Origin of the sequence: Oceanobacillus jeddahensis (genome assembly GCF_000750635.1) — a bacterium.
Classification (GTDB): Bacteria; Bacillota; Bacilli; order Bacillales; family Amphibacillaceae; genus Oceanobacillus; species Oceanobacillus jeddahense.
Genome location: NZ_CCDM010000002.1, coordinates 327857 through 339310 on the forward strand (window position 1 = coordinate 327857; position 11454 = coordinate 339310).

At 37.1% G+C, this 11454-nt stretch carries 10 protein-coding genes; 6 read left to right on the top strand and 4 right to left on the bottom strand.

The genetic code is table 11. The features are described from left to right. Positions 1-9 precede the first annotated feature (9 nt). Entirely contained in the window at positions 10-918 is a 909-nt protein-coding gene (murQ, locus tag BN986_RS09380) for an N-acetylmuramic acid 6-phosphate etherase (protein WP_198136793.1), read from the top strand. 380 nt (positions 919-1298) lie between these two features. Here the strand turns inward: murQ and BN986_RS25710 are convergent, their stop codons facing one another. The 4 genes from BN986_RS25710 to corA all read right to left on the bottom strand — a co-directional run bounded on the left by BN986_RS25710 (position 1299) and on the right by corA (position 5473). After that, positions 1299-2108, bottom strand: a complete 810-nt coding sequence (locus BN986_RS25710) for a creatininase family protein (RefSeq protein WP_052400731.1) — start codon at positions 2106-2108, stop codon at positions 1299-1301. Between the two features lies 1 nt (position 2109). Continuing rightward, positions 2110-3516: an APC family permease gene (locus tag BN986_RS09390; protein WP_040979544.1), complete on the bottom strand. Its 1407-nt coding sequence runs from the start codon at positions 3514-3516 to the stop codon at positions 2110-2112. Positions 3517-3601: 85 nt separating this feature from the next. Beyond that, positions 3602-4369 carry an IclR family transcriptional regulator gene (locus BN986_RS09395; RefSeq protein ID WP_040979545.1) on the bottom strand — a complete coding sequence of 256 codons (768 nt, stop codon included), beginning with the start codon at positions 4367-4369 and terminating at the stop codon, positions 3602-3604. A gap of 153 nt (positions 4370-4522) precedes the next feature. Beyond that, positions 4523-5473, bottom strand: coding sequence for a magnesium/cobalt transporter CorA (corA, locus tag BN986_RS09400; RefSeq protein WP_040979546.1), 951 nt, complete (start codon positions 5471-5473; stop codon positions 4523-4525). A 406-nt stretch (positions 5474-5879) separates the two neighbouring features. On the opposite strand from corA, the gene BN986_RS09405 reads away from it, so the two are divergent. The 5 genes from BN986_RS09405 (at position 5880) to BN986_RS09425 (ending at position 11292) form a co-directional block, all read left to right on the top strand. Beyond that, a complete protein-coding gene (locus BN986_RS09405) occupies positions 5880-7181 on the top strand; it encodes an ABC transporter substrate-binding protein (RefSeq protein WP_052400732.1) in 1302 nt (433 codons plus the stop codon). A gap of 184 nt (positions 7182-7365) precedes the next feature. Beyond that, positions 7366-8658 carry an ABC transporter substrate-binding protein gene (locus BN986_RS09410; RefSeq protein WP_052400733.1) on the top strand — a complete coding sequence of 431 codons (1293 nt, stop codon included), beginning with the start codon at positions 7366-7368 and terminating at the stop codon, positions 8656-8658. Positions 8659-8735: 77 nt separating this feature from the next. Next, on the top strand, positions 8736-9659 hold the full coding sequence (locus tag BN986_RS09415) for a carbohydrate ABC transporter permease (protein WP_040979547.1): 924 nt from the start codon (positions 8736-8738) through the stop codon (positions 9657-9659). A 22-nt stretch (positions 9660-9681) separates the two neighbouring features. Next, positions 9682-10506, top strand: a complete 825-nt coding sequence (locus BN986_RS09420) for a carbohydrate ABC transporter permease (protein ID WP_040979548.1) — start codon at positions 9682-9684, stop codon at positions 10504-10506. Continuing rightward, on the top strand, positions 10507-11292 hold the full coding sequence (locus tag BN986_RS09425) for an HAD family hydrolase (RefSeq protein WP_040979549.1): 786 nt from the start codon (positions 10507-10509) through the stop codon (positions 11290-11292). Positions 11293-11454: the final 162 nt, after the last annotated feature.

Consider the following 11454-nt stretch of genomic DNA (forward strand, 5'->3'; position numbering starts at 1 on the left):
AATAAATTTATAGGAAGGGAGTTAATAGATATGTTGACAGAGAAAAGAAATGAAAATTCCTATCATTTACATGAACAATCTACTTATGAAATTTTACAATTAATGAATGAACAAGATAAAAAGGTGCCTGACGTTGTTGAAAAAGCCTTGCCTCAAATAGAGAAGGCAGTAGAAGTAATGGTAGCAGCGTTGGAAAGAGAAAATAAGGTTATCTATTTAGGTGCAGGAACAAGTGGAAGGTTAGGCGTTTTAGATGCTTCCGAATGTCCTCCTACTTTTGGTGTTACACCAGATGTGATTCAAGGTATTATTGCTGGAGGAGATCATGCGCTGCGTTTTGCTATAGAGGGCGCTGAAGACAATGAACAGCTGGGCGGAGAAGATGTAGAGAAAAACGCTAAGGATGGAGATGTTATCGTTGGGATTGCATCGAGTGGTCGAACGCCATATGTATTGGGTGCTCTCAAAAAGGCTAAAGCTTTAGGACTGCAAACGATTGGAATTTCTTGCAATCAGGATGCAGTATTGTCCCAAGAAGCTGATATAGCAATTGAACTTCCGGTAGGCCCGGAAGTTGTTACCGGTTCTACAAGGTTAAAAGCAGGAACAGCCCAAAAGCTTGTTTTAAATATGCTGTCTACAGCCACCATGGTACGAACAGGAAAAGTATATGAAAATCTAATGATTAATTTACAGGCGAAGAATAAGAAATTGCGCCATAGAGCAGTTTCTATTATTAAAGAATTAACGCAGGCTGATGATCAAAAGGCTGCTCAAGCTTATGATAAAGCGGATGGTGATACGAAAGCTGCTATTTTAACACTGATGTTTGATACGGATGTGGAAACGGCAAAGACGAAGTTGGAAAAGTACCAAGGGAATTTTGTTAAAGCATTAGGAGATTTGAATAATGAATAAAATATAAAAGGGGTGGTATATCAGGTAGTAAGGGATCGTGGTAATTTTTGAGAGAAATATTACTGTTTTATTTGATGGGTAAAATGTATAACTTCCAGGAGAATTTTAATAAGTCTTATCCTAATTAAAATTGGTAGTTTTTTGGAGTATTAATAAATGTAATAGATAGCTTCAGATCAGGGCTTGTTCTGTTGATTATGAACAATGTGTTAAAGAGGAAAAAGAAAACAGATGAAAGTTTGGAAAAAAGAGACGCTTGTAAAATTGTAAATAAAAACCATACAGCCCCTAACAACTTTGGACCGGCTGTATGGTTTTATGATTTGCTTTATTTACTGCAGTGTCATTATCCGCAACACTATCACCCACTAAAGCTTTGTTTACAAAGGAATATCTTGTTTTCGAATTTCAACATCTATTTTTTCTTCACAATAGGTTACGAATTCTGCAATATTAGCGATCATCGCATCATGATACGTTTTTCCTTTATTGGGATTAGCTTTCGTAGCATCTCCCATAATTCCAATGCCTTTTGTAGCCTGTTTATAAGTGCCGACATCGCTTGCAGTAATCATTTTATCACCGGAAACATGCGGATCATGCTGCATAAAACGATGATGTTCCGGTATGTTCTTTTCTGCATTTTCGGAAGAACAGAGATCCGGGAAGAAATGATACATTTGAGACGCTTCCAGTTCTTCTGCGTGTCCAATCCCTCCGTCCGCAACTTCACTGAGTTCTTTTCCTTTTTCTGCATTAATATAGAAAGGATCAGCTATTGCCAGGAAGGCACCTGTCCGATTTCTTACCTTTGTCATACCAATTTTAATCGGAGGTAAATTAGCTTCACGGTGTCCGTTGATTAAAATAATTTTTTTGAATCCATGATAGATGAGACTTTCACACATATCTTCCACAATACTTGTTAAGGTTTCCGGTCGTAATGTGATGGTTCCCTTATAAGCCATATGATGAGGCGCCCATCCTGTCCATACGGGCGGAGCAATCAACGTGTTTGTTTCTTTAGCAACATCTTCTGCAATTTGCTGGGATAGATAAGCATCCGTTCCCAGCGGTAAATGTTTCGCATGTTGTTCTACACTTCCAAATGGGATCAGAATCGTGCTTTTTTGTTTTAAATAATTTTCTACATCTTCCCATTTATTTTCTTGTAGCCATAATTTTTTCATTTTAATCTTCCTTTCTTTCTGTATCCTTTGTTAGTTCTATCATTTGCTCTTCATCCAGCAGCTTCCAGCGTTTTTTTGAATAGGCAAAATACCATATAGTTAATAAAACGATCCATGAGACCCCGATAATTAGGGGTAATGGTTCAATATATGTAAGTATCCATATACAGGAAATAGCTGCAAATATAGCTAATATCGGAATGTTTTTTATATTGATAGGGAAACGGAAGCTTGGATTAAGCTCTTTTCGGGTTACCCTGACAATAATAAGCGCAATATTCATAAGTGCCATCATAAACCAGTTAGCAAATACTGCTGCACTTACTAATAAATTGATTGCAACGGCATATCCTAATATAGTTGTCATTGTTGCAATCAGTGCGATAATCCCGGTGAAAATAATTGCTATATAAGGTACTCCTGATTTTTCACCTACCTTTGCAAAAATGCGGGGAAACGCATGTTCACGTGCTCCTGCATAAAGCATTCTGGAGGATCCAAGTAAACAGCCAATGGTGGAGGTCCCCGTTGCGGTTAGCGCAGCAACGGCAATCAAGACTGCACCAATACCTGGCAGTACGTTTTCAACCGCTAGTGATAGTGGGGCACTAGAAGCTGCCAGCTCTGCTGGATCTGCTGATGATACAACACCGTAACCCGTTATAATATATAAAATAACTACCGTAATTAGGGCAGAAATTTGTGCCAAGGGTAAATTCCTTCTTGGATTCTTGGCCTCTTCACCAAGTGTTAAAACGGCCTCTACCTGCATTTGACCGAAAGCAATCAAAGCGGTAGCTGCAAATACACCACTCCATCCATTTGGTAAGAAACTATCATGTTCGAATGGGCCGAAAGGATTTGCAGAAATAGCGATCACGGCAATGGCAAATAAAGCAACTACTTGGATAATAGAGAAAAATGTATTAACTTTTCCAGTAGCTTTGATACCAACTAAAAGAAGCCCTGTGATAACAATGGAAACTACCGGTGCAACAATAGCAGGAGACAAATTAGGAAAAATAAAATTAAAGTAACCTGCAAACCCCAGATTTACTGCACCTGCAGCAAAGGAAAATGACAAAAAATATAAACCTGCACACCATAGAGCAACTAATTTCCCCAGATGAGAGGATATTGGTGCAAATGCAAACTTAGAATAAGCATACGAAGCCCCTTGATAGGGCCAGATAGAAGCTAATTCAGCGTAGCTCATCGAGGATAGTGTTGCAACCAGTCCTGCAATAATAAAAGCAATAAATAACCCAGGACCTGCTTGGGCGACAGCTGGCCCAATGACAGTAAATATTCCTCCACCAATGAGAGCACCTACTCCGACACTCCATAAATCAATAAAACTTAAGCCGCGTTTTAAGTTACTTGTCGTGCTGTTACTGGCAACGGCCATAAAAACTCCTCCATCTCATATAATGATATTTAAAGTCCATTATATAAGAATCAGAAAAATAAATCTATTACATATATTAAAATCTTTATGTTTTTATAGAATTTTGAATTTCTTTTGCTGTTTCTTTCAACACATTAATATAATAAAATGTATCTTTTTCAAAGTCTTTATCTAATCCTACAATACTGAGTGCGGCCCAAATCTCATTGGTTACGGGTTCAAAAATAGGTACTGCAATGCCAATTGTTCCTTCAATAAGCTCCCCTCTGCTAATGCTATAACCAGTTTTGATAATTTGCTGGATGGCATTTTCTGTCTCTTCGATATTCGCTGGCGTTGCTGACGTGAATTTTTTCCATTTCGCCTGGTTAAGAATTGCTTTTCGCTCGCTTTCTTCCATATAAGCTAATAGGGTTCTGGGACAAGAAGCTGCATAGAGAGGAGCACGTCTGCCAATAGCAGGATATAACTGTATCGGCCGCCAAGAAGGAACTTGTTCGATGTATAAGGCATCATGTCCATCTTGAATCGCTAATTGAATATTTAAATTCCACTCGTTACGAAGTTCTATCATTCTGCTTCTTGCGTAGTCTTTTATATTAAATTGTCGATGTACCATCATTCCTTTTTCAAAAAAAGAGAAGCCGAGACTGTACCATGTTTTATGAGCTGTTTTCGTACGCTTAATGTAGTTGTATTCTTCTAGTGTAGTTAGCATACGAAATACGGATGACTTAGGTATTCCGGTAGTCTTTACCAAGTCTTCAGCAGTCATTTGAAATCTTTTTTCTGAGAAACAATTGAGAAGCTGCAATGCTTTTTCTATACTGCTGGCTGATTTTTTATCATTCATAAATATCCCCCATTCGATAAATAGCTTTATTTAAGTAAAGTATACCATTCGTATTTATTAAGATGACAGAGAAGAGGGGAACTAAAAAAGAAAGACAATGGAAATGTCTCTCTTTAGCAAGCTTTATTCGGAGGGAAAGTCTTATAATCATATTTAAAACCATTTTTTCATTTTAAAGTAAACAATAAGTGCAATACTGATAAGCAGCATAACAGCAAGGACACTAAAGTACCCATAGTTCCATTCTAATTCGGGCATATTCCAGAAGTTCATACCATAGATGCCGGTTATTAAAGTTAATGGCAGAAAGATAACCGAAACCAGTGTTAGGATTTTCATTACATTATTTAATCGATAGGAGTTTAAGGAATCATAGTTATCGCGGATATCACCAGTCATTTCCTGTGCAGATTTAATGATATGTATTTGTTTGATAATATGATCCTCGATATGGTGTATATACATTCTTTGTTTCTTCGTTTTTGTAAAGGATGCTTCTTCTTTTAAATGCTCGATAAGTTCCTGCATAGGCATGAGCACACGTTTCAGTTTAATAATAACTGAACGAATTCGGAAAACATCCTCCATTAGTTTATTATCAGTAGCATCATTTACATGCCGGTCTTCAAAAGAAAATACCTCATCCTCAATATGATAAATATAGTCAAAATAACTATCGACAATAAAATCTAAAATAAGAAAAGCGATATCTACTGGTGTGATTTCTTTGGAAAGATAGCGTTTTTGAATGACTTCTTCCATACTGCCTACGCTTTTTAATTTATCTTGATGATAAGTTACAAGAATATGGCCTTTCATAAAGATATTGATAGCCTGCGCACGATAATCTGTTGGATTTATTAGATGACAGACTAAGAATTGGTAATATGGGTACTCTTTTAATTTCGGTCGTGAAATAGTACTCACCGTATCTTCAATAGCTAATGTATCGAAATGAAACTGGGAAGTTAATAGTTTACTTTCTTCTAAACTAGCATTTACAAAATCATACCATATAAAAAGTGCATCATTTGGAACAGCAGCATCATTTTCTGCTCGTTTCCATTCTTTTGCAGTCGTTTGATAGTAGATAAAAATTGGCATCATACAGCTCCTTTTTACTTCTTTTGTCCGCAATAATTATTGTTATCATATCAATATTTTTCTTGCCTCGCGAGAGATTTTATTATGAAAATAATCCTTTTCATTTTATCACTTTGAAACATCCATAATTTTGAATTTAAATTTTAATGATTTGAAAAATATCGACATTAAATTTCATCTGTGCTTCATATAAATGATTATGAAGGTGTTTAAGCATGAATAATGATGATGTGTACACGTGAAAAGAAAAAACAAACGACGATATAAAAACGCTGAAAAGAAATGCTGCAGATTATCGAAGAAAGAATCTTACCATTTCCATAAAAATATAGAGGGGGTGTGCGGATTACTGCTCTGAATAATTTGATAGGTGTACAAATATTATTAAATTATGGGGGGGTTAATTATGAAGCAAAAGCTATTTCTAGGAATATTTTTTATTATATGTATCACAATGGTTGCTGCCTGTGGCAATACGGATAAAGGAAGTTCCAGCACCTCAAATGAAGATGCAGTAGAGCTGGAAATGTACAGTTGGAGAACAGAAGATAGATCCGCATATGAGGAGATAATTGCTGCTTTTGAGGAGGAGAATCCAGATATAAAAATCAAGTTTAATCCATTTGATTCTACAGAATATAATACGATTTTAACGAATGCTCTGGTATCAGGAACAGGGCCAGATATTGTGCAGCTTCGGCCTTATTCAGGCGCTCAAACAATTGCAGATAACGGATATTTGGTAGCTTTGGATGACATAGAAGGAATCGATCATTTTGATGATTCTTATTTAGAAGCTGCTCAAGGGAGTGACGGGAATACCTATGGAGTACCCTTGTCGTTAAATGTAGGTGTAATTTTTTATAACCAAACTATTTTTGAAGAATACGGGTTAGCTGTGCCAGAGACATGGGAGGACTTTGTAAATGTAAGTGAGGAATTATTGGCAAATGATATTATTCCTGTAGCTCAAGGCGGAAGAGATGCTTATTTATTATCCATGCTTCATGGGGTGATTTCACCGACAGCATATGGCGGGAATGAATTTGTTGATGAATTGACAGAAGGAAGTACCGACTTAACAGATGAGCGCATGGTAGCATCCTTGGATCGAATGGAAGAAATAGCGCAGTTTCTGCCGGATGATTTTGTTGCTTTAGATGATAATGATGCACAAGCTTTATTCTATGCAGAGGAAGCGGCGATGTATATTAATGGGGACTATCGGTTAGAAACCTTTGAAAATAATATCCCAGATATTCCAATTGGTGTTATTCCTGGATTTAAGGAGGAAGGAATGGAAGAACCACTGGTAATGGACTGGGTAGATAGCTCTTATGGGGTTGTGGAAGGTTCTGAACACGAGGAAGAGGCACTCCGGTTTATGGAATTTATGGCAACGCAGGAGTTTGGTCAAATGTTCAGTGATCAATTGAGTCGTGTTAGTGCGGTTGATGGGGTCACGGCTACACATGAATTTGTTCAGCAAGTAACCGAAGCTTCAGAGACAAATTCCACCCCTTATCTGATGCTTGTTCATTATGGAGAAGGATCACCGACAACCAAAACAATTTTTGAAGATGGGCTGCAAGGAATGTATTTAGAAGAAATAACGAAGGAAGATTTGCTAGAACAATCACAGGAAAATGCAGAAAGAGCTGCTGAGGAGGAAGTAGAAGAGTTGGAAATGATTGAAGAAGATGAATAAAACGGAAAAGAAATGAAACCAAAGTGTAGCCAAAGGACATTTATAATGCTTCTTCCATGAAGAATTAGGAACGCAAACATGTTCTGGAATACGACGGAAATACTTGTAAACCAATCTTGTTGTGATTACTTGCCTCATTGAAAAGAACTGCGTGGTGATAAATGCATAGAGGGGGATTCTAATAATGAAGAAAAGGTGGCTTACAGGATTACTTGTCATTTTATTCAGCGGAATTGCTGCTGGATGTGGAAGTGGAGACAGTTCCAATAACTCAGGTGAAGATGTAGTAGAGCTTGATATGTACAGCTGGAGAACAGAGGACAGGGCGGCATATGAGGAAATAATCGCAGTATTTGAGGAAGAAAACCCAGATATTAAAATTAATTTTAATCCATTTGAAGCAACCGAATATAATACCATTTTAACCAATGCTTTGGTATCTGGAACAGGTCCGGATATTGTGCAGCTCAGACCTTATTCGGGTGCTCAGACAATTGCAGACAATGGATATTTAGTTGCTTTAGATGATATAGAAGGAATAGATAACTTTGATGAATCCTATTTAGAAGCTGCAAAAGGAAGCGATGAGAAGCTCTACGGTATCCCGTTATCCTTAAATATTGGATTGATTTATTATAATAAAGCGATTTTTGATGAATACAACCTGGAGCCGCCAGAAACCTGGGAAGAGTTTATAGAAGTAAGTCAGGAATTGAAAAATAATGACGTAGTTCCATTATCTGTAGGTGGAAGAGAAGCGTGGCTGTTGTCTATGCTGCATGGAGTTATCACGCCAACAGCATATGACGGTAATGCATTTGTATCAGATGTAATCGAGGGGAAAGCCGATTTAACAGACCCTCGAATGATGGAGTCCTTAAATAGAATGGAAGAGCTGACAGCATATTTACCTGAAGGATTTACAGCTTTAGATGATAATGATTCACAAGCATTATTCTATACAGAAGAAGCAGCGATGTATGTAAATGGAGATTTTCAGTTAGAAGTACTTGAAAATAGTAATCCGGATCTATCCATTGGGGTTATCCCTGGATTTAAGGAAGAAGGATCGGATGAAGCATTAGTGATGAACTGGGTAGATGGTTCCTATGGTGTGGTTAAAGGGACGGAGCATGAAGAAGAAGCATTGAGGTTTATGGAATTTATGGCCAGTCCAGAATTTGGTCAATTATTTACGGATAACTTAAGCAGGGTTAGTGCGGTAGAGGGCGTCACAGCATCACACGATATTATACAACAAATCATGGAGGCCTCTGAAGTCAATTCCACCCCTTACTTGATGCTTGTTCATTATGGGTTAGGGTCTCCATCCACCAAAGGTATTTTTGAAGATGGACTGCAAGGAATGTATTTAGGAGAAATCACAAAGGAAGAATTGCTTGAACAAGCACAGGAAAATGCTGAGCGAGCTGCGGAAGAGGGTGTGGAAAAATTAGAAATGATTGAAGAAGAATAACACGTGAATGGAATTAATAAAAAATGAATACACAATCCACGCTGATTGTGTATTCACCTTTTGGGAGGCTGAGCCCCGTGACTAAACATAAGCGGAAAAATAAATATAAAAAGCATCTTGTTCATTTATTTATACTTCCTGCAGCATTGATTTATGGTGTCTTTCAATTATATCCACTGATTTCAGCTGCATTAAACAGCTTTTATTCGTTTAATGGATTTGATCGAGTAAGTTTTGTAGGTTTCCAAAATTTTATCACGTTATTTACAGAAAACCCGTATAAGGATTTTTTCTTTAATGCATTCAGCCATAACTGGATTTATTTTTTCGTTACAGTCATTACCCAATTAATTATTTCTCTTATATTAGCTTTGATTATACATAGTAGAATCAAAGGGAAAGAGTTTTTTAAAAGTATGTTCTTCTTGCCAAAACTATTGTCTGTTATTGTGATTGGTTTTTTATTCAGCTTAATTTTAAATCCAACCAGAGGTGCTCTGAATACGCTGTTGGAAGTAATCGGTCTGGAAGCATTCACCAGACCCTGGTTAGGTGACATGAGTACCGCACTCTTCAGTGTTATTTTTGTTGATAGCTGGGCATCTATCGGGTTCTCTATGCTGATATTTTTAGCTGGACTACAAGCGATTGATAAGGAAATTTTTGAAGCGGCCAAAATAGATGGAGCCAATGCGATTACGGTATTGTTTCGAATCACACTCCCTATGATTGGACCAGCATTGATGATTATGACGGTGTTAGTATTTATTGGATCCTTTGAAACCTTTGAATATGTATTCGCGATGCAGGGTTCTTCAGGAGGACCATATTATTCAACGGATGTATTAACAACCTTCTTCTACCGCTTAGCTTTTGGAACAGTCGATGGAGGGCAAGCAATTGGTCTCGGTTCAGCAGTTGCCGTCGTACTATTTATTATTATCGGTATGGCAACAAGTATTATTTTATTTGTCTTTAAGCGTAAAGACTTCGAAAGGTAAAACGAGTAGAGGAGGAAAGAAGATGAAAACCAATCCGTTTTTACAAATTTTAAAGTATGCCGTCTTAGCTTTTTTTACATTTGTTTTTGGGTATCCGATTCTTTTGATGATTATTTCGTCCTTTAAAGAAAATGCAGAAATTTTCACAAGCCCTTTAAGTTTGCCTGCTTCCTTTAGTTTAGATAACTATATAGAGGTTTGGGAAGTGGTTAACTTTTCTAATTATATGCTGAATAGTATTATCGTTAGCGCTGCTTCAGTATTTATTGTCCTGTTTGTATCCTCATTGGCAGGCTATTACCTTTCAAGATACCGGTTTAAATGGAATCCATATTTCTTAGCATTTTTTATGATCGGTCTGATGCTTCCAATGAAGCTGGCAGTAATTCCTCTTTATATGACCATGTTAAAATTGGGGTTAGTGGACACATTATTTGCTTTAATTTTTATTTATGTTGCTGGAGGGATTCCATTTGCGGTATTTCTGTTCTATGGTTTTTTCCGTACCGTTCCAAGAGCTTTGGAAGACTCCGCCCGGTTAGATGGATGTAATGACTTTCAAGTATACTACCGCATTGTACTGCCGATCATGAAGCCCGCGATTTCGATCGTAGGAATTGTAAACTTAATTAATGTCTGGAATGATTTTTTCTATCCATTGATTTTTATTCGCACCGATTCGTTATCAACCATCCCATTAGGAATGCTGACGTTGTTTGGGGAATATGATACCCAGTGGAATTTATTGTTTGCCGGACTGACATTATCCTCTTTGCCAATGATTATTGCCTTTTTATTCGCATCTAGACAGTTTATGGATAGTTTAACGGAAGGAGCCGTGAAGTAAGTGCAAACAAAATGGATTACATTTGATCTGGATGAGACCGTGATGCAAAATCCTTTTGGAAAATGGGTCTTTCCGGAGTTGGTTGCTATGTTGAAAAGGGAAGCTGTTACCGAAGAAGATATTATGCGCCTCATTATTAACGAACATTTACAGAGAATGAGCGAAGAGCGGTTTTTAGAAGCATACAACTGGGACGATATTCTAGTTACTATAGCTAAGAAATTAGAAATAGAAGTAGGTATTGATATCGAAAGTATGGTTATCAAGCACTCGAAGCCTTCTAAAGTATATCTATTGGAAGAGAATATGCTGTTTAACTTGGAAAAAATAAAAAGAAAAGGCTTTCGTCTGGCTGCCGTAACAAATGGATATGCGAAGTATCAGCTTCCGGTACTAAAGCAATTAGGTCTGGATACCGTATTTGAAGAAGTAATAACATCTGATTCGGAAGGCTTTGCCAAACCGCACACATCTATCTTAGGTAAATTACTAGTAAAAGGGGAAGTCATAGCACATGTTGGCGATCGAATTGATCATGATGTGCAGTTAGCAAATGAATTAGGAATTCTTTCCGTGTTTATTCATCGTTCGTTACCGGAAGCGGTTTTAAAAGTTCCGGTTGATGAAAGGGCAGCTCATCCAAGCTTCATTAGACTGTGTGAAGAGAAGTGGTATAAAGAAAATAGATTAAGAGAAACGCCTTTTCTAAAGAATAAATGTATTCCTGACCTGGTAGTACAATCGATAGAAGAACTAGCAAAAGAAATAGATGTATTTCTGGAATAAAAAGTACAAATTTCTAGATTGTCTATAAATGAAATCCTTTACTAACAAACAATAGAGTAAAACAAGATATTGATTTAATAATATGTTTAATGTTTTGAAAAAATAGGATTTGCATGTGATGGATAAGTTGCTTCGATAAAAGAGCAGCTTATTTTTTAGTAT

Coding starts and splice junctions, on each gene's coding strand:
- BN986_RS25710 (WP_052400731.1), bottom strand. CDS start 2,108: ATGAAAAAATTATGGCTACAAGAAAATAAATGGGAAGATGTAGAAAAT.
- BN986_RS09390 (WP_040979544.1), bottom strand. CDS start 3,516: ATGGCCGTTGCCAGTAACAGCACGACAAGTAACTTAAAACGCGGCTTA.
- BN986_RS09395 (WP_040979545.1), bottom strand. CDS start 4,369: ATGAATGATAAAAAATCAGCCAGCAGTATAGAAAAAGCATTGCAGCTT.
- corA (WP_040979546.1), bottom strand. CDS start 5,473: ATGCCAATTTTTATCTACTATCAAACGACTGCAAAAGAATGGAAACGA.
- BN986_RS09405 (WP_052400732.1), top strand. CDS start 5,880: ATGAAGCAAAAGCTATTTCTAGGAATATTTTTTATTATATGTATCACA.
- BN986_RS09410 (WP_052400733.1), top strand. CDS start 7,366: ATGAAGAAAAGGTGGCTTACAGGATTACTTGTCATTTTATTCAGCGGA.
- BN986_RS09420 (WP_040979548.1), top strand. CDS start 9,682: ATGAAAACCAATCCGTTTTTACAAATTTTAAAGTATGCCGTCTTAGCT.